Genomic DNA, 19,288 nt, shown 5'->3' with positions numbered 1-19,288 from the left:
GACAAACCCGGTACGGTTCATGAGGACTATGAGTTGAGATAAAAAACTGAGCTTCAGGAAACACTTCTTTAAGAACCGAGCAAATACGACCTTGCCATTCTGGATGAAGATGAAGTTCAATTTCATCAATTAATATTATTCCATCGAAATCTTGTGCAATCATGTAAGGTGCTTTGAAGCGCATTTCTATTTCTTTAATAATTCCGAATACAATAGATATTGTTGACTTAAATCCAGAAGATAAATACTCATAATAAATTTCTCCGCTTGGAGTGTTTATCATGATTTCATTCTCATTGGGATCAACCCTACTAAATGTAAAATTATTATTTAAAATAGAAAAACAACTTTTTGCAAATTCAAAATTTTCTAATTGTTCTTTTTCTAGTGCTTGTGGATGAACTGAATATAAATGTCGGTGAATAAACCACGTTTTTATATCATGATAATTAATTCCCGTGATCGACTGCTGACTTGTATGATGTTCATTCTTATCTTCATCTTTTCTTATCGCATCAATTCTTTGATATGTAAAAGTACGATCAACTTTAAAAGAGAGTAATTTCTTTGAATATGCACCTAGCCCAGGTATATGAAAAGTTTTTTGAGGCTCATGTTCATAAAGCGTGATTTGGGTATTTTGCATATTATTATGATCATCTAAAACAAAAGCTACAATCAAAGCATTTTCAGAATTTATTTTCTTTTTTAGAGTTGGAGTATGTTGATTTGTAAAAATATGTCCTATGGTTTCAAGAACCGTTGTTTTCCCAACCCCATTTTCTCCACAAATAATATTCATTCGTGGATTAATTTCCTCTAATTTTAGGTATGGGATTCCCCCAACATCCTTTAATTCTAAAGATGTGACTTTCATTGTATCTAGACCATTGTTATTTAATGCATTAATCATACATCCAATAGAGATTTAAGCAATGCTTGTCTTAATCACTATTAGAAACATAACTGTTCTAAATAATCAGCCCACCATTGCATAATTTCAATACGTTCCCCTAAATGCGTGGATTTATCATACACAGCTTTTACACCATGTTTTTTATGAGCTAAACATGCTTCAATAACTTGTTCTTTATCACTGAATTGATTATTTAAGGCAGTACTTGCAATATGTCGAAATCCATGTGGACTTTGACGGCCTCGATAGCCTAGATTTTTCAAAGCATTATTTAAAGTTGCTTCACTCATTGGCTGTATAAGGCTGTCTCTGCTAGGAAATAAAAAATCCGATACTGTCCTAATTTCTTTTAATTTAAATAACAGTTCTATTGCCTGTTTTGGTAAAGGTACAACATGGGTAATACCACATTTCATTGTTTCGGCAGGCTTTATCCAGATTTTTTTCTCAAAGTCAAAATCTTGCCATTTTGCATAACGCAATTCTTGTGGTCGAGGAAAAAGAATAACAAGTAACTCTAAAGCAATTGCTGTATGCGAATTTCTATAGCTTCGAATAGACTGCACCAACTCGGGCAGTTCCTGAAGACTGACATGCTTCATATTCCCTTTACTACCTTTATCAAGATACTTCAAAATTCCATCCAAAGGGTTCGACTCTATTTGTCCATGAAACTTTGCAAGATCATAGGCATTGCGACAATGTGAAACTAGTTTCTCTACACGATTGTAAATACTTTCACTTCTAAGCATATCCTGAAAAAATGTCAGCCATTGTTGAGGTGAAATTTTGGTGAAATCCAATTCACCAAAAACAGATAAGATACGTTTTTCAATTGATTGAGTTTCTTTCTTTATTGTTATTGCAGCCCAAGTTGTTTTCTTAGTATCAAGCCAGTCATACATCAAACTTTTTAAATTAAGTTGTTGTTCCTCAATCTTTTGCAATTCAATTTCTTTTTTTGTTAATACTTTTTCATTTTGCTGTAACTTAAGAAAAATAGTTGAAGCTTCAAGTTTAGCTGCTACAAGCGATAACTGCGGATAACTTCCAATACTGTGCCATTTCCACTTCCCTACCTCATCCTTAAAGCGGACTTGCCAAGTTTTTTTTCCTTTTGGTGATACACGAAAATAAAGCCCAGCATCACATGAAATACGATACTCCTTATCCTCAGGTTCAAGATTAAGAAGGTGGGTATCTTTGATTTGTTTGATGTTATCTAAAGCCGTTCTTTTCATAGCAGAATCTCTTGTATCCGAGTAATGCAGAAAGAGTATCGGATACAAGATTGGATACACAAGAGGGCCAAATAAAGCTGTGCATAGCCAAACATAGTTGTGCAAAAAGCAGAAATAAAAAACCCATGAATCATTATAATTCATGGGTTTATATATTAAATCATTACAAAACTGTGCATATGATTACAAAAAACTGGTGGGCCCAGACAGACTTGAACTGTCGACCAACGGATTATGAGTCCGCTGCTCTAACCAACTGAGCTATAGGCCCTATATGCTGAAAACCTTATTTATCAATAGGTTTAGGCGACAAGAATACTAGCTAAGATTTTTTTAAAAGACAAGCCTTTTTATGCCCACTTGCACACTTCATCAGCAATTATAAATTAGAAAAAATAGACACTTTGGAAATTCCTCATACTTTAGAAGGCTCTCATAGTCATTCAGAAGGAAAATTTCCATTTCTTTACAAAACAGAGCTGCTATCAAAATATATTTAAAAATTAACTCTCAACTATGCTTTTATACTTTTTATATATAATTATTTACATACTTTGAATGGCTGAATTAATTTTTATATCCGGATCAATTCAGCTATGAAATTAATTAAAAGCTTAAGCTTCGTGCTCCAAATTCTCTTTTTTGCGCATATCCAGATAAATTTCGATCAAAGACCATACAACAATGAGTGCAAAAATGAACAATGAGAGCACCAAAGCCGTTAAGTAAGTCATTCTTTATCCTCTCTCGCGAACATGATTGGAAGTGTCTTAAAGCCGAAACATATCCTTGGGCTTCGACAAAAGTCTAATAACTATTTTTAGTACTGAACAGCCATTTTTTAGCATTTTTAAGAGTATTTTTATCTATTATAAGATGTTTAACTAATTAAAATTAATTTTGTTATTGTTTTTAGATCTTAATTAACCATTACTCCATATATTTATTCACTTGCTTTTTGAATGTATTTAAGGCTTTTAAATTAATTCCACTTGACGAAATATAAGAACAAGCACAAATTATGTTTTTTTCACACACTCCATCCCCTATGTTTAAGAAATTCATTGGCGAATCTGCGTTTAAACTTGCAGGCTGGCAATATCACGTTGAACCAAATGTGCTTGAAGACAAGCAAGTGATTGTGGGCTTTGAGCATACTTCAATGATGGATGCCGTGCTTTCTCTGGCCTTATTTCAGATGTACGACATCAAAATTCATACTTTGATTAAAAAAGAATTATTTAAAGGCCCATTTAAGCCCTTGTTAGAAAGCATTGGTGGTATTCCGGTAGATCGTAAATCGAGCAAGGATATTGTGACCCAGATGGTTGAACTTTTTCAGAGCAATGAAAAATTCAATCTGGTGATTGCACCTGAAGCGACTCGTGCCAAAAATGGTGAAGCGCGTCGACCAATTCGTACCGGTTTTTGGCATATTGCCAAAGCAGCGAATGTGCCGATTGTACTCATGTATGCCAACTCTAAAACCAAACAGGGTGGCATTTTCGGAAAAATTTATCCAACAGACCTTGAACATGACCTGGCTTTAATGAAACAGCTTTATAAAGACAATGTCGGTCTGGACATCGTGATCCCTGAAAAAAAATAATGTATGTCCATGAGATGTTATGCATGACCTAACATCTCATTTCTTCTTCTCCTTCTATACTCTTTTACACAATAAATATTTTTTATTTTTAAGCTAAATTATTACCTTTAATTCCCGAATAAATTTCTCAGTGCGTCTATTTTTTTGTCATTATCGTTAAATCTAAAAACCAAGCTCTTTTTTTAAAAAAAGCCCTTATGGTAGAATTTGCCCAATTCGATAGGCATACAGCCAATCTACAAGGAGCATATTTCGCATGGCGGGTCATTCCAAGTGGGCCAATATTAAGCATCGTAAAGCAAAACAAGATGCTAGCCGCGGTAAACTTTTTACCAAATATATTCGTGAATTAACTACTGCTGCAAAACTCGGCGGACCAGATGCGGGTAGCAACCCACGTTTACGTGCTGTTGTCGAAAAAGCATTGTCTGTAAATATGACACGTGATGTGATCAACCGTGCGATTCAACGTGGCGCAGGCGGCGAAGATAACGACGATCTTAAAGAAGTAACTTATGAAGGTTATGGCGTAGGTGGTGTTGCCGTAATTGTAGAAACAATGACAGACAACCTGAACCGCACTGTACCTGACGTACGTCACTGCTTCTCTAAAACTGATGGTAACTTAGGGACTAATGGTTCAGTTGCATTCTTGTTCACCAAACGTGGTGAGATTACTTTTGAAGATGTGTCTTTAGAAGATCAAATCATGGAGGTCGCTCTTGAAGCTGGTGCTGAAGACATCGAAGTTAATGAAGATGAAATCCTGGTCGTTACTACACCAGAAAGCTTCGGTACAGTTCAGGATGCTTTAGCTGCTGCAGGGTTAAAATCTGATAATGCTGAAGTTGTGATGAGCCCTTCTACCAAAGCTGAAATCACGGATATAGATCAAGCGAAAAAAATCATGAAAATGATTGATATGCTTGAAGATCTGGACGATGTTCAAAACGTTTATACCAACGTTGAATTCTCTGAAGAAGTATTGGCTCAGCTAGACGCTTAATCTTCAGGAAAACAAAAACGCACCTTTGGGTGCGTTTTTTATTTTGATCTATCTTATGGAATCATTTTGTAGGTGATTTCAATCAATTTACTTAGTTATTCGGAGACAAATATTTAGATAGTGCTATTCCTTCAATTAAACTTTATTGAGTAAGCCACTACAGTTAAAAACATTATATTCCTTGATCACGAAGCTGGAATGCAGTGCGACCACATGTTCAATCTTGCCGATTTTGTTAAGCAGGATCTCACTGTAGTTTTCCATATCACGTGCGACTACTTCGACAATAAAATCTGCCGATTGTCCTGTTACCAGAAAGGCATTAATCACTTCAGGAATACTTTCCAGCTCACCCAGAAATTTGGCAAAAGTGTCACTATCATGTTTGCTTAAGGAAACCTGCAAAAGTACATGCAGACTGAAACCAAGCTTTTGATAATTAATTTCCCGTTTTAGACCACTAATAATATTATGGTCAATCAACTGTTTAATACGGCGGTGAACCGAGCTGACCGAAAGATTCACCCGTTCAGAGAGTTCATTCAAATTGACATCTTCATGGGTCAAAATTTCAAGAATGTGCTTATCAAAACGATCTAATTCCATCTTTAATCTCTTGCCACTTTATTAAAATACATCATTATTTTACGCATAGTATTGATATTTTTTTCATAAATTACCAGATATTTGCAAAAAAATACCAGATGATGATCTAGAGGAAATTTAAGTCATTTCGATAGTCATTCATCGCATAAAATATATTTTAGATAAACGCAAATATCTAATAAACCATTATTATTTATAATAAATTAATCTATTTAAAACTTTATTCAGGCAAATAATACTATTTTCAAAACGTGATTATTCATGCTTAAATTTACACTTGTATAGAAATTAAATAAAAATTAGGCGTTTTATTTACAACGCAAAATAATCAAAACAAGACAAAAACGCAAGGAACGGTTATGGCTTTCAGTATTTTTAGTTCAATTAAAAGTAAACTCAGCCCGGTGCTCACGACAGAAACGCAAAACAAGAGTTTACCTAGCGGTTTATTAGGTGGCAGTCTTTCTGGCATTATGGTTCTATCACGGGTTCTACTCCCGCTACTCCTTCCCTAGACTCCCTCTTAAATAGCTTACTTTCAGGTAAGAGTTTAAGTTCAAGCTCCCTGACTGATTTAATTACTCAATTTACCGGTTCGAATGCTACAAAACTTGATATTAACAGCTTAATTAGCAAACTCACTCAAGCCAACGGTGGCAGTTTTGATCTGGGTTCGATCAGTAATCTGCTGGGTAGTTTAATGGGTAACAATACATCAAATTTAGATTTAAATGCCGTGATTAAATTAGTCAGTGGGTTAATTGGTGGCAGTTCCGGTAATTTAGATCTCAGTAAAATTGCTGACCTGGCTGGCAACCTTCTGCAAGGCGGTGACATTGATATCGGTCAGATCGCTCAGCTTGTCGGTGGTTTAATCGGTGGTTCTGGCGGTCTTGAAGATGTTGATATTGGCGCAATTGCAGGACTAGTCGGCAATCTGATTGGCGGGAATGGCGATATTGATATCGCGCAGATCGCTCAACTCGTTGGCGGTCTAATTGGCAGTTCTGGCGGTCTTGAAGGTGTTGATATCGGCGCAATTGCAGGACTAGTCGGCAATCTGATTGGCGGGAATGGTGATANAGTTCTGGCGGTCTTGAAGGTGTTGATATCGGCGCAATTGCAGGACTAGTCGGCAATCTGATTGGCGGGAATGGTGATATTGATATCGCGCAGATCGCTCAACTCGTTGGTGGTCTAATTGGTGGCTCTGGTGGTCTTGGTGACTTCGATCTAGGTGCGATTACCGATATTATTTCTGGCTTCAGCAATAATGGCGGTAACTTCGACCTTTCACAATTGACCAATTTACTTGGTGGCCTCGTGAGTGCAAATGATAGCTCTGATCTGAGTGGCTTACTGGGTGGTTTAGGCGACCTAGGCAATGGTTTAGGTTCAAATGCATTTGAAGGCTTACTTGATGGAAGTCTAGGCGACTTAGGTTCGAGCATTATTCCAGAATTAGGTGATCTTATTTCAGGTGGTAGCTCAGTTGATAACAATATCAGTATTACTGAAATTATTCCGACCATCAAAGAAACAATTTCCAATATCTCGAGCGGCAGTCCATTACCGAAGTTTGACTTTAGCTCACTTCTCAGTGGCTTTAATAAACAGAGTGATATTGATCTCACAAACCCTTGGGGCTAAGTATCAAATAAAAAAACGCGCTTTAAGCGCGTTTTTTTATTTCACTATTTAACTTATACACCGCGCCAATCAATACGAGCATTACGTTCATGACGATAGATGTTTTTAATATATTGGCCTAAAGGCAATTCCGAGAGATAGGTCTGATAATCCCGATATTCATCTGACATTGATTCAAAACTATCACGCTCCCACGGCGTACCGGAAATTGCCAACAAAGGTGCCAACATTGAACAGACTGCAATATCAGCCAGACTAAAACGTGATCCCGCAAAATAAGCGCCCTTATTCTCGATCAGTGTCTGGTTCAGCTGTTCAACTGTTTCTTTAATATATTCACGGGACTGAGCAAGTGTATCTTCAGTAAGTGCATAACCTTTGCTGAGAAGAGTTTTAAGCAAAGGCTTGGAAAATTTTTCGAACTGACGTAGATATCCCTTTTCACCAATCAGGATCTCCATCGATTCATGATCATGAGATAAAGCCTGGGCCAGCATCCAGCGACGGATATGACGTCCCAGTTCCTGAGTCATTTCATCAATCTCCAACACTTTTTGACGTAAGCGTGCTTCTACTGGTAATAAACGATGCTCAGGATAATATTGATCCAGATACAAGGCGATCTGGGTTGAATCTGCAATCCATTGTTCCTTGTCACGCAAAATTGGCAGACGGTTCTGTCCCGTTTTAAGACGAGCAAAGGCACGATGCGCACCTGGCATGAGGTTTTGTGCGACATAATCCAGTTCTTTATGATCAAGCATCCAACGTGCTTTTTCACAAAAATGTGATAAAGGAAACTGGTATAAGGTGCGCATAAAATCTCCATGCTTGTTTTTAGGTTAGATCGCATTAAAACCATCTAATTTAGTCGGATACTTTAGTCACCTCAGACTGGAAATACAATGAACTTTTTATTCAAAATAAAGATGTTGCTTATTCAACACGGCGATGAGTATTTTTATACATTTTTTTGTCTTGATTATCTATAAAGCAGATATGCATCGCTTTAAACTCATCTTCTAAAATTAAAAAATTATTCAAAACCTATTTAATTTTAATCAGTTACTATATTCCAAATTTATAAGAATCTAGCAGTTTTTGTCCTAAATAGCTTTTTTCATAAGCTTTGCAAAAGCAATTGCTTAATTACATAAAGCTTTCGCTGTAACGTTTTGGCATCGATTTAGGATGTCATTATGTCTCGTTTAACTTCTGAAAAAGTTCATATCATCGAAAATGATCTCGACGCGATTAATGCTGCTTATCAGGTTGCAGACTTTGCCCTGGAAGGCCGTAATCAGCGTGATCAGCAACGTCTGTTACCTTTTGCTGAGATTGACCTGTTCAGCCAGAAAGGCCTGGGCGGCATGCGCATTCCGAAACAGTACGGCGGTGCATTTGTTGCCAATAAAACCCTGACGCATGTATTCCGGATTATTAATAAGGCTGACTCTAGTGTTGGACAGATTCCACAGAACCAGATTGCATTACTCAACATGATCCAGATCATGGGCACAGAAGAACAAAAACAATTTATTTATAACGAAATTCTAAAAGGTAAGCGTCTGGCCAATGGCGGTCCAGAGCGCAATACCAAAGATACCAAGACGCTTGCCACCACTTTAACATTTGAAAATGGCCACTATTTTGTGGATGGCGAGAAATTCTATTCAACTGGTAGTAGCTTCGCGCACTGGTTAGCGATTAAAGCGATTCATCCAGAAGGCCATGTAGTGCTCACTATTATCGACCGCAATGCTGAAGGGGTGGAAGTGATCGACAATTGGAATGGCTTTGGTCAACGCACGACTTCGAGTGGTACCGTCAAACTTCAGCATGTCGAAGTTGATCCGCTATTGATTTTTGATGAGCGTCTGTTAGGAAATCAACCAAGCTATCGTGGTGCCTATTCCCAGCTCATGCAAGTCGCAATTGATGTCGGCATTGCCGAAGGCGCTTTTGCCGATACGCTGACTGCCGTACAAAAAGCACGTCCAATTGTCGATGCTCAAGTCGAAAAAGCCAGCTTAGAACATTATACCCTACAGGAAGTTGGTAAATCTTCAGTACTCCTAGATGCCGCGATTTTACTACTGGATGAAGCCGCTGAATATCTAGATGAACTGGATCAGCTGGAATCTATGACTGATGAGCAGGCCGCTAAAGCCTCAATTCTGGTGGCTGAAGCCAAGGTCTATGCCAATGATGCAGCCTTAAATATTTCGGAAAAATTACTGGAATTGGGCGGCAGCCGCTCTAGCCTCAGTCAGCACAATCTGGATCAGCATTGGCGCAATGCCCGGGTACATACCCTGCATGACCCGATCCGCTGGAAGCTGCATGCACTCGGGGATTATTACCTGAATCATAAACTCCCTGCTCGCCACGCCTGGATTTAAGGAGATTTGCCATGACTTCATTTCAAAACATTATTCCATTTCAATCCGAGCAGCTGGCGCAAGCTCATATCATCCAGTCTGATAAGGAAGCCTTAGAAATTGCCCGTAATCTAGCAGATCAATTCAAGGCGGGTGCGGTACAGCGTGATGCTGAACGTATTCTGCCGTTCGAGGAAATCGAAGCTTATAGTCAGTGTGGACTCTGGGCAATTACCGTGCCTAAAGAATATGGCGGCGCAGAAGTGTCTAGCTATACCGTAGCACAAGTCATTGCCCTGATGAGCGGTGTAGATGGCTCAATTGGCCAGATTCCACAAAATCATTTTTATGGTCTGGAAATTCTGCGCAATAACGGTACTGAGCAACAAAAACATAAACTCTATGCCGAAGTGCTAAAAGGCGCCCGTTTCGGTAATGCCCTGGCTGAGTTCAAGACCAAGACTGCCGCACAACGCCAGACTGCAATCCGCAAAGCAGAGCAAGGTTATGTCATTAACGGCGAAAAATTCTATTGCACCGGCAGCCTGTTTGCGCACCGCATTCCAACCCTCGTGGTAGATGAACATGAGCAGCAATTTCTGGCTTTTGTGCCACGTGACAGCGAAGGTCTCACCTTGATTGATGACTGGAGTGGTTTTGGTCAGCGTACCACTGGCAGTGGCACAGTGAAATTCGACAATGTTCCAGTGCTTGAAGAAGATGTCGTACGTTTTGATACTGCCTACTCTCGTCCCACTATTTCTGGCCCTTTCGCACAATTGCTACATGCTTCTATTGAAACTGGCATTGCCCGTGCTGCATTCGAAGAAACCTTAAACCGTGTACGTCAGGCGCGTCCGTGGATTGATTCTGGTGTGGACCAAGTCACAGATGATCCACTGACCAAATTTGAACTCGGCCGCGTAGTTGCTGATGTACGTGCCTCTGAAGTTTTACTCAAACAGGCTGCGTACGCTGTCGATGCTGCCAAAGCCAATCCGACTGAAACCAGTGTTGCCAAAGCCTCACTGGATGTTGCCAAAGCCCGTGCACACAGTACCGAAACTGCATTAAAAGCATCTTCTAAACTCATTGAACTGGCTGGCAGCCGTGGTAGCCAGCGTGAAGATGGTCTGGACCGCTTCTGGCGCAATGCCCGTGTGCATACCTTGCATGATGCTTCACGCTGGAAATATTATTTCATTGCCGATTATTTGCTGAATGGTGTTCTGCCTCCACGCCGGGGGACGTTGTAATGACAAATATTATGAACAGCTCGAAAGCGAAGGAAATCCTGCTCAATGCCTTTGATATGAACTGCGTAGGTCATATCAATCATGGCCTGTGGACTCATCCACGGGATGAATCGCATCGCTTTAATGAATTGAGCTACTGGATCGATCTGGCAAAAACGTTAGAACAAGGATTGTTTGATGGTCTGTTTATTGCCGACATCACCGGGGTCTATGACGTCTACCAGAATGGCATTGATCTGACTCTAAGAGAATCGATTCAATTACCGAGTCATGATCCAAGCACTCTCGTGTCTGCCATGGCAGCCGTGACCCAGCATCTTGGGTTTGGCGTTACAGTCAATCTCAGCTATGAATCGCCTTATCAGTTCGCCCGTCGCTTCGCCAGTCTGGATCATCTGACCCATGGTCGTATCGGCTGGAATATTGTCACCGGTTATCTGGACAGTGCCCAGCGCCTGATCGGTGAAAATGGTCTGAAAGACCATGATCGACGCTACGAGCAGGCCGAAGAATTTTTACAGTTGTGCTACAAGTTCTGGGAAGGTTCCTGGGAAGATGATGCCATGCTGAAAGACAAACAGCAGCGGATCTTTACCGATCCAGCCAAAGTGCATCAGGTTAATCATCAAGGTCAGTTCTACCGCAGTCAGGGCGTATTTCAGGTTTCTCCTTCTGTTCAACGTACTCCGGTACTGTTCCAAGCTGGTGCTTCACCACGTGGTATGGCCTTTGCCACCCAGCATGCGGAAGGCATGTTTATTGGTGGTGATCATCCGGACAAAATCAAGAAACAGGTAGATCAGATCCGTCGTCAGGCCACTGAACAAGGACGTGATCCTGAAGCGATCAAGATTTTTGTCGGTATTACTGTTGTTACTGCTGAAACGGATGAACTAGCACATCAAAAACTGAATGAATACCACGCTTATGCCAGTCCTGAAGCTGGTCTTGCACATTTCTCCAGTTCAGTCGGCATTGACCTGTCCAAATTTGCCGATGATGAGCCAATTCCTTACCAGCAAACCAACAGCATTGCTTCAGTCAATAACAAGTTTAAAGAACAACAGCTTACACCAACTGATCTGAAAGCGCAGCATATGCTGGGTGGTCGTTATCCACTGATCGTTGGCAGTGGCGCAACGGTAGCAGAAAAGCTGATTCAGCTGATTGATGAAACCGGTATTGATGGCTTCAACCTGACTCGCACGGTTGCACCTGAATCGCATCAGGATTTTATCCAATTTGTGATTCCTGAATTACAGCAGCGCGGACGCTATAAAACTGAATATGAACAAGGCAGTTTCAGACACAAGCTGTTTCAGCATGGAGACCGCTTATCCAGTGCTCATCCAGTGCAGCAATTCCGATGTCAAAACTCCGCCTCAGCAGCAGATACGAACTTAAAGCAAAAACAATCAGCATAAATTCATTTTGAGGTGCAACATGACACAAACCGTTAAAACAAAATTCACCATTATTGGGGTGATTATTGCCGCCGTCATTATCGGACTGGTGGTGTGGAACCAGCAAAAGAAATCTGGTTCGGATGAACTGGTGATTGGGATCAGCCCGTCCTTCGCTAAACCTTTACAAGTCGCAGCTGAAGAAGCCAAACAGCAAGGTCTAAATGTCAAACTGGTCGAGTTCTCAGACTGGAATACACCAAATATCACCCTGAATCATGGCGATATTGATGCCAACTTCTTCCAGCATCAGCCGTTTTTGGATAATGCTAAAAAAGAAACTGATTTTAAAATCAAAGCCTTTGCTAAAGGTGCAGCAACTCACGTGGGTCTATATTCCAAGAAAATTAATAGTCTGGATGAACTTAAAGACGGCGCGAAATTTGTGGTACCAAACGATCCAGTCAACCAAGGCCGTGCTCTACTGTTATTGCAACAGGCAAAACTGGTAACACTCAAAGATTCAAATAACCACTTATCTACCCTGAAAGATATTGCAGCCAATCCAAAAAACCTGCAGTTTGTTGAAGTTGAAGGTCCACAAACTGCACGTGCCATTGATGACGTTGATCTGGCATTCGGCTATCCACACTATCTACGTCTGGCAAAAACAGCTGATCCTGAAAAAGCACTGTTATTTGATTCTAATAAGGACAACCGTTATGCAATTCTATTTGCAGTGCGTGAGGACTATCAGGACAAGAATGACAAGCTGAAGAGATTTGTCAACATCTATCAGAATTCACCTCGCGTAAAGGAAGCTCTTGATGCTGACTTTGGTGCAAAGCTCTGGTTCCCGGGCTGGAAATAAGGAGAATACTATGGTGAGTTTTGGTTCTCAGGTGGCGTTTTCCGTCCCGCATATCAAAATCCGTAACCTGAATAAATACTATGAGGTACAAGGCAAATCGGTACATGCCTTAAAGAACATCAACCTAGATATACCTGAAAGTAAAATTTTCGGAATTATCGGGAAAAGTGGCGCAGGAAAATCCTCGCTGTTACGTACTTTGAATGGTCTGGAACAGATCAGCGAAGGTCATATCCATATTCATCAGAAGGATCTGGCTGGACTCACCCATGCTGAACTGATCCAGTTACGTCAGCGCATTGGCATGATCTTTCAGCACTTCAATCTGATGTCTGCCAAAACTGTCTGGGAAAATGTCGCTCTGCCGCTCAAAGTTTCAAACTATAAAAAGTCAGACATCAATGCACGTGTCAATGAAGTACTGCAACTGGTGGGCTTAAGCAAAAAAGCGCAGAATTATCCTTCGCAGCTCTCTGGTGGACAAAAACAGCGTGTCGGTATTGCCCGCGCGTTGGTGCATCATCCGGAAATTTTACTCTGTGATGAAGCCACTTCTGCACTAGATCCAGAAAGTACCTCCGTGGTGCTGTCTTTACTGAAAGAAATCAACCAGAAACTTGGCATTACCATTGTGCTGATTACGCATGAAATGCAGGTGATCCGTGAAATCTGCGATCAGGTGGTAGTGATCGATAAAGGTGAAATTGTCGAAGCGGGTGAAGTCTGGTCAGTATTTTCCAATCCTCAGCAGCAGATTACCCAGGAACTGCTGAATCTGGAACAACTGGAACTGCCATTTGCCATTAGTCCTGAAGTAACCGCGGATACCACGCATAGCATTGTCAAACTGCGCTATGCCTCTAGTGTTCAGTATTCACCAGATTTAAAGGTGATTTTTGAGCATTTTGATCATCCGGTTTACCTCTATCAGAGCCATATCGACAGTATCCAGAACCATCTGGTCGGCAGCCTGATTGTCGCGGTGGCTGACCTCAATCTGGATACCAACCTGCTCCAGCAAAAACTCAAACAACACATTGCACAGATTGAGGTGATTGGCTATGCACGACCAACTCATTGATTTATTACTGACGGGAACTACCGATACCTTAATCATGGTGGGTGTCTCTGCCATCGTTGCTTTTCTGATTGGGTTACCAATGGCGGTGGTTTTGGTCAGTACCTCAGAGCATGGCATTTATCCATCCAAACCAATTAATCAGGCTTTGGGCTGGATTGTAAATATCACCCGTTCTGTGCCTTTCCTGATTCTGATGGTCGCGCTGATTCCAATTACCCGCTGGATTGTCGGCACCAGTTATGGGGTCTGGGCCGCAGTTGTGCCTTTAACCTTGGCAGCTACCCCTTTCTTTGCGCGGATTGCTGAAGTCAGTTTACGTGAAGTGGATCAGGGACTGATCGAAGCTGCACAAGCCATTGGCTGTAACCGTAAGCAGATCATCTGGCATGTGTTATTGCCTGAAGCTTTACCAGGAATTGTGGCTGGCTTTACCGTAACCTTAGTCACTATGATCAATTCATCAGCCATTGCCGGTGCGATTGGTGCCGGCGGTTTAGGTGATATTTCATACCGTTATGGTTATCAGCGTTTTGATATGCAGATCATGCTGGCCGTGATTGTAGTACTGGTTATTCTGGTAATGCTGATTCAGACCGCTGGTGACACCCTGTCCAATCAGCTCGACAAACGCAAAATTTAAAAACCTCTCTTTTCATAAGTTTTCAACAAAGCCCTCAGCCATGACCTGACTTTGTCATGGCTTTCATGTAAAATCACTGGCAATTTTTATATAACGCTTTGTGAGTTATTTCATGGGTTTTAATTGTGGTATTGTAGGCCTGCCTAACGTTGGTAAATCTACGCTTTTCAATGCATTAACCAAAGCTGCAATTGCTGCGGAAAACTTCCCATTCTGTACCATTGAACCAAACACCGGTATCGTGCCTGTGCCAGATCCACGCCTGGACAAACTTGCTGAAATCGTAAAACCACAACGCGTGATCCCGACAACTATGGAATTCGTGGACATCGCGGGCCTTGTCGCTGGTGCATCTAAAGGTGAAGGTCTGGGTAACCAGTTCCTGGCAAACATCCGTGAAACTGATGCAATTGCTCACGTGGTCCGTTGTTTCGAAGATGAAAACGTGATTCACGTAAACGGCAAAATTGATCCGCTTGATGACATCGCAACCATTAATACTGAGCTTGCTCTAGCCGATCTTGAAACTGTGACTAAAGCAGTGACTCGTTTAGCGAAATCTGCAAAAGGTGGCGATAAAGAAGCGATCGCGACTAAAGCAGTTCTAGATAAAATTCTTCCTCTTTTAGATGAAGGCAAACCTGCTCGTGCTGCAACCTTAGATGATGACGAACGTAAACTGGTACGTGGTTTTGGTCTGTTAACGCTTAAACCAACCATGTATATCGCCAACGTGGCTGAAGACGGTTTTGAAAATAACCCGCATTTAGATGCTGTACGTGAACTGGCTGCTGCTGAAAATGCAATCGTGGTTCCACTTTGTAACCAGATCGAAGCAGAAATTTCATTACTTGAAGATGAAGACCGTGCTGAATTCCTGGAAGCTATGGGCATGGAAGAACCAGGTCTGAACGTGGTGATTCGTGCAGGTTATTCATTGCTTGGTCTACAAACTTACTTTACTGCTGGCGTACAGGAAGTTCGTGCCTGGACAGTAAAAGTGGGTGCGACTGCTCCTCAAGCTGCGGGTGTAATCCACACTGACTTCGAAAAAGGCTTTATCCGTGCTGAATGTATTGCTTACGATGACTTCGTACAGTACAACGGCGAAGCTGGCGCCAAAGAAGCAGGTAAATGGCGTCTGGAAGGTAAAACTTATATCGTTCAGGACGGCGATGTTCTGCACTTCCGCTTCAACGTATAAGTTGAAGATAAAAATGCCCCGATAATTCGGGGCATTTTTTATGTATTTTAAAAAGGATTAATCAGCTGCTATTTCCGCATATGGGGTGTCTTGTTCCATTAGCAAGCGTTGCTTACGTGCTTCAAGTAACATTTTTGCTTCTAGTTCCTTGCGAAAGCCGAACAGGAAAATTAATTCCGCAAGAACAAATAAAGGTCCGATCGCCAAGCCAATCAGATCATCCATAAATGCCGGTTTTTTCTTTTCGTAGAAATGACCTACAAACTGGAATGCCCATCCAATGGCAAAAATTCCAACGCTGGTACTCAGCCAGGTTCCAGTATCCCACTGTGCCACATTATAGGCATAAGGATAGACAAACATAAAAATGAAGGCCATGATCAATGCAAAAAATACATCAATAGTTAAATAATAAAGAATCGAAACAATGAGAAGTCCCAAGGCAAGAGTCACCTCAAAGCCGGACATCATCAGTGATACACGTGCAGTAAGACAAATAATAGAAAAAACAATTAATGGGACCCCAATAAAATGTGTCATGACATTCTTACGGTCTAAATGATAAGCTGCATACTGGCTTAATAGTCGTTCTACTCTGGTCATATTATTCTTCCTTGACTGGCCATAGAATTTGACTATAGCGCAACAATAAAAGATAAGTTGTCAGCTGGACGACAACTCATAAAACTTGGAGCAATAAAGCGAGTGGAAGAAAAATATCTTGTTGAATTAGAAAAAAATTCCTGGTTCTCAAAATTACCTTCTCATTTCCAGAACAGCCTGCTGAAACATGCAGTTACCTTATCCGTCGATAAAGACCAGGCCGTATTTTATTCAGGTGATGTGTTTGATGGAATTTATGCTGTATTAGAAGGTGCAATTGGTTTAGGTTCTATCAATATTGAGGGTAAAGAGGCAGTTTCTGCAATTGTAGAACCCATTGTCTGGTTTGGTGAAATCTCATTGGTGGATGAGCAGCCGCGTTCTCATCACGCCATCGCCTGCAAGAAATCCCTGCTCTTGCATATTCCCGCGCAATTTATTTATAAGCTGGTGGCTGAACAACCTGCATTCTGGTTTCACATCTCCCAGCTCATGAGCCAGAAATTACGTTATGTGTTTCTGGAATTATTTTCTATTCAGACCCAAACCATGCAACAACGCCTAGCGCAGCGTTTACTGTTTATTTTGCAAGGCTATGGCAATCACCTGGTCATTAAAAACCGTACCATTCAGTTGTCGCAGGAACAGTTGTCACAAATGCTGATGTGTTCCCGCCAGACTATTAATCAGGAACTGCAACAGCTGGAAAAAATGAATATCCTGAAAATTGCCTTTAAACAGATTGAAATTCTGGATGTGCAACGACTACATCAATTGACTGGCGTTCCACTTCACTGATTCCGAACTAAGAAAATCAAAAAGACTGAGCATATGACTCAGCCTTAAGTTGACACAAACAAAATATCGATCAGCTGGCAACACCCACCTGTTTCGGATCAGTATTGCCCAGTTGTGGATGAGCAATTGCACTTTCACACTGTTTTTTGTCACGTTCATAATCGGCTTGCTTCTGTGCCAGACTATTCCCATTTTCAAGTGTGGTTCGTGCCCAGATTTCCAGACTGGTTAAAGCCTTACGACATAATGCATATTTTCCTTCAGTCACGGAATCAGTCATTTTCACATTAATGCGCCAATCCGTGCTCAACTTGCGCGCAGGCTGACGAACGCGTTTTTCAATCTGATCAATCTGCTTGTTGTAGACCAGCGGATCTACTTCATTCATAAATGTCCAAGCTTCATTGGCATAAGTGGTCGCATCATTGCTCAGTTTCGGGGCTGGCTTAATTTCCGGTGCTTGATTGCCTGAACCCTCATTTCCGCATGCCTGTAATAACAATGCTGTGCTGACTAAAGCACCACTCAGTATATAACGTGTCTTGAACATGAACATTATCAGGCTCGCCATCTTAAACAATTCGGCACTATGCTATTAAATTCACGTACAATACTCAATTACCATTTTACCCCTTGTTCAACTCTCCCTCCAAGGTGTGCTGTGTCCGAACTGAATCAACACGCTGTAAAACCTGCCAGTTTTTGGCAAGGTGCCAAAGACAGCCAGGCGATTATTTTTACCTATTTGCCCGTTTCTTTTGCCTTTGGGGTTTCTGCGACCCAGTTTGGCTTTACCGCATGGGAAGCATTATTCCTGTCCTGCTCCATGTATGCAGGTGCCAGTCAATTCCTAGTTGTTGCACTCTTAGGGAGTGGCACTTCCATCTGGATGACTGCATTAACCGTGATTGCTCTGGATATCCGTCATCTACTTTATGGCCCTGCGCTACAGAATTTGATTCAGGATCGGCTTAATCTGAAAAAAACCGCAGTCTGGGCTTGGGGACTCACCGATGAGGTATTTGCCTCTGGCATGATCAAACTGTCGCAACGGCGTCAGGAATGGTCTGAATCGTGGATGCTGGGGTTGAGTTTATTCAGCTGGCTGTCCTGGGCAACAGGTTCTTTTCTCGGTGGCTTATTTGCAGATCAGGTCAGCAACTTACCGCAATTTTTACAGGCCGCTTTAGACTTCCTGTTACCTGCGCTATTCCTAAGCTTCCTGCTGGCAGCCTTTGAAAAGAAACATACTTTTGTTGTCAGTGTGACGATTGTTGTTTCTGCTATTGCCTGCTACATGATTGACCTGTCTGCTGCAATCTTTATCGGCATCAGTTCCGGTATTCTGGCAGGCCTGTTCAAGCACTATGTACTCAAACGTCCCGATCCTGAACATATGGGAGAAGAACTATGAATTTAGAAATTATTCTGGTTGGTATTCTGGTCGGGATTGCCAATTTCGCTTCCCGTTTCGGACCTTTTTTTGTGATTCAGAAATCGCAGCAAGGTTCACAAAAGCGTGGTGCGCTGTGGTTGAAAATTGCCTTAGGTGCGATTGGAATTTCTGCAATTAGCTCAATGTTGGTCGTGGCGACACTACCGCCTTTGCTGGAAACTCCCGATAAAAGTGTGGCGATGCTGGCCGGTTTTATTGTATTAACAGTGCTGTATTTCAAGTTTAAACGCATTGTGATGGCCACTTTGACGGCTGCCCTCACCTATGGCCTGATTTATACTTACCTACCGATTCATTTTTAAAAAATGAATCAATGAATATAAGAGGCTTATGCTACGTTCCGGTATAAGCCTTTTTTTAATGATAATAAGAAAATTGGCATGTTTGAACCAAGACAAATGCTTGAGCGGAAAATCTTTATCCATCAGCGCTGGAGTGGAGCATTACAATATTTACGATTGACTTTGTTCTCCTCATCTCTCTTGGCAACGCAACCAAACCATGAAACTCCTACCTTGGCTGGATTTAAGTCCGGGCCAGCTTCTGAAAATGAAAAAACTCAATTCG

General features: G+C 41.4%; 18 protein-coding genes, 1 tRNA gene and 1 pseudogene. 13 read left to right on the top strand and 7 right to left on the bottom strand.

Going from position 1 to position 19,288, the window contains the following annotated elements:
* The 3 genes from BK820_RS08815 to BK820_RS08805 form a co-directional block, all read right to left on the bottom strand.
* A partial coding sequence (locus BK820_RS08815) for an AAA family ATPase (RefSeq protein ID WP_249449725.1) occupies positions 1-913 on the bottom strand: 913 nt, incomplete at its 3' end.
* 41 nt (positions 914-954) lie between these two features.
* A complete protein-coding gene (locus BK820_RS08810) occupies positions 955-2,157 on the bottom strand; it encodes a tyrosine-type recombinase/integrase (RefSeq protein WP_071320681.1) in 1,203 nt (400 codons plus the stop codon).
* A gap of 194 nt (positions 2,158-2,351) precedes the next feature.
* Positions 2,352-2,428, bottom strand: a tRNA-Ile gene (locus BK820_RS08805).
* A 777-nt stretch (positions 2,429-3,205) separates the two neighbouring features.
* On the opposite strand from BK820_RS08805, the gene BK820_RS08800 reads away from it, so the two are divergent.
* Together BK820_RS08800 and BK820_RS08795 are read left to right on the top strand one after the other, a co-directional pair.
* The gene (locus tag BK820_RS08800; RefSeq protein WP_071320680.1) at positions 3,206-3,766 is read left to right on the top strand and encodes a 1-acyl-sn-glycerol-3-phosphate acyltransferase; all 561 of its coding nucleotides are present in this window, start codon (positions 3,206-3,208) and stop codon (positions 3,764-3,766) included.
* 256 nt (positions 3,767-4,022) lie between these two features.
* Positions 4,023-4,772, top strand: coding sequence for a YebC/PmpR family DNA-binding transcriptional regulator (locus tag BK820_RS08795; RefSeq protein ID WP_071320679.1), 750 nt, complete (start codon positions 4,023-4,025; stop codon positions 4,770-4,772).
* 135 nt (positions 4,773-4,907) lie between these two features.
* Here the strand turns inward: BK820_RS08795 and BK820_RS08790 are convergent, their stop codons facing one another.
* The gene (locus BK820_RS08790) at positions 4,908-5,378 is read right to left on the bottom strand and encodes an Lrp/AsnC family transcriptional regulator (protein ID WP_004815486.1); all 471 of its coding nucleotides are present in this window, start codon (positions 5,376-5,378) and stop codon (positions 4,908-4,910) included.
* A 359-nt stretch (positions 5,379-5,737) separates the two neighbouring features.
* On the opposite strand from BK820_RS08790, the pseudogene BK820_RS08785 reads away from it, so the two are divergent.
* A pseudogene (locus tag BK820_RS08785) lies at positions 5,738-7,028 on the top strand (hypothetical protein).
* Positions 7,029-7,081: 53 nt separating this feature from the next.
* Here BK820_RS08785 and BK820_RS08780 read toward each other — a convergent pair.
* The gene (locus BK820_RS08780; RefSeq protein ID WP_071320678.1) at positions 7,082-7,846 is read right to left on the bottom strand and encodes a glutathione S-transferase family protein; all 765 of its coding nucleotides are present in this window, start codon (positions 7,844-7,846) and stop codon (positions 7,082-7,084) included.
* 381 nt (positions 7,847-8,227) lie between these two features.
* On the opposite strand from BK820_RS08780, the gene BK820_RS08775 reads away from it, so the two are divergent.
* The 7 genes from BK820_RS08775 (at position 8,228) to ychF (ending at position 15,864) form a co-directional block, all read left to right on the top strand.
* A complete protein-coding gene (locus tag BK820_RS08775; RefSeq protein ID WP_071320677.1) occupies positions 8,228-9,430 on the top strand; it encodes an SfnB family sulfur acquisition oxidoreductase in 1,203 nt (400 codons plus the stop codon).
* A gap of 11 nt (positions 9,431-9,441) precedes the next feature.
* On the top strand, positions 9,442-10,665 hold the full coding sequence (locus BK820_RS08770) for an SfnB family sulfur acquisition oxidoreductase (protein ID WP_071320676.1): 1,224 nt from the start codon (positions 9,442-9,444) through the stop codon (positions 10,663-10,665).
* Between the two features lie 11 nt (positions 10,666-10,676).
* Positions 10,677-12,089 (top strand): LLM class flavin-dependent oxidoreductase, encoded by a 1,413-nt coding sequence (locus BK820_RS08765; RefSeq protein ID WP_171260607.1) that lies wholly within the window; start codon positions 10,677-10,679, stop codon positions 12,087-12,089.
* Between the two features lie 19 nt (positions 12,090-12,108).
* On the top strand, positions 12,109-12,939 hold the full coding sequence (locus BK820_RS08760; RefSeq protein WP_071320674.1) for a MetQ/NlpA family ABC transporter substrate-binding protein: 831 nt from the start codon (positions 12,109-12,111) through the stop codon (positions 12,937-12,939).
* A 10-nt stretch (positions 12,940-12,949) separates the two neighbouring features.
* Positions 12,950-14,020, top strand: coding sequence for a methionine ABC transporter ATP-binding protein (locus BK820_RS08755; RefSeq protein ID WP_071320673.1), 1,071 nt, complete (start codon positions 12,950-12,952; stop codon positions 14,018-14,020).
* The gene (locus BK820_RS08750) at positions 14,001-14,660 is read left to right on the top strand and encodes a methionine ABC transporter permease (protein WP_071320672.1); all 660 of its coding nucleotides are present in this window, start codon (positions 14,001-14,003) and stop codon (positions 14,658-14,660) included. Before BK820_RS08755 ends, BK820_RS08750 begins: the two co-directional genes overlap by 20 nt.
* 112 nt (positions 14,661-14,772) lie before the next feature.
* The gene (gene ychF, locus BK820_RS08745) at positions 14,773-15,864 is read left to right on the top strand and encodes a redox-regulated ATPase YchF (RefSeq protein WP_005222625.1); all 1,092 of its coding nucleotides are present in this window, start codon (positions 14,773-14,775) and stop codon (positions 15,862-15,864) included.
* Positions 15,865-15,921: 57 nt separating this feature from the next.
* Here ychF and BK820_RS08740 read toward each other — a convergent pair whose 3' ends face one another.
* A complete protein-coding gene (locus BK820_RS08740; protein ID WP_004815468.1) occupies positions 15,922-16,467 on the bottom strand; it encodes an Mpo1 family 2-hydroxy fatty acid dioxygenase in 546 nt (181 codons plus the stop codon).
* 102 nt (positions 16,468-16,569) lie between these two features.
* Here BK820_RS08740 and BK820_RS08735 point away from each other — a divergent pair, with 102 nt between their 5' ends.
* Positions 16,570-17,265: a Crp/Fnr family transcriptional regulator gene (locus tag BK820_RS08735; protein ID WP_005222627.1), complete on the top strand. Its 696-nt coding sequence runs from the start codon at positions 16,570-16,572 to the stop codon at positions 17,263-17,265.
* A gap of 70 nt (positions 17,266-17,335) precedes the next feature.
* On the opposite strand, the gene BK820_RS08730 is transcribed toward BK820_RS08735, so the two are convergent.
* Positions 17,336-17,821, bottom strand: coding sequence for a hypothetical protein (locus tag BK820_RS08730; RefSeq protein WP_071320671.1), 486 nt, complete (start codon positions 17,819-17,821; stop codon positions 17,336-17,338).
* A 105-nt stretch (positions 17,822-17,926) separates the two neighbouring features.
* Between BK820_RS08730 and BK820_RS08725 the strand changes: the two genes are divergently transcribed.
* Together BK820_RS08725 and ygaH are read left to right on the top strand one after the other, a co-directional pair.
* Positions 17,927-18,679 (top strand): AzlC family ABC transporter permease, encoded by a 753-nt coding sequence (locus tag BK820_RS08725; RefSeq protein WP_004815457.1) that lies wholly within the window; start codon positions 17,927-17,929, stop codon positions 18,677-18,679.
* Positions 18,676-19,023: an L-valine transporter subunit YgaH gene (ygaH, locus tag BK820_RS08720; RefSeq protein WP_005222633.1), complete on the top strand. Its 348-nt coding sequence runs from the start codon at positions 18,676-18,678 to the stop codon at positions 19,021-19,023. The genes BK820_RS08725 and ygaH overlap by 4 nt, the downstream gene beginning before the upstream one ends.
* The last annotated feature ends 265 nt before the right edge of the window (positions 19,024-19,288 follow it).

The organism is Acinetobacter sp. LCT-H3 (genome assembly GCF_001866125.1).
GTDB lineage: Bacteria > Pseudomonadota > Gammaproteobacteria > Pseudomonadales > Moraxellaceae > Acinetobacter > Acinetobacter schindleri.
Note: the sequence above shows the minus strand (reverse complement) of the source record. Positions and strands in the feature narration are given on the sequence as shown.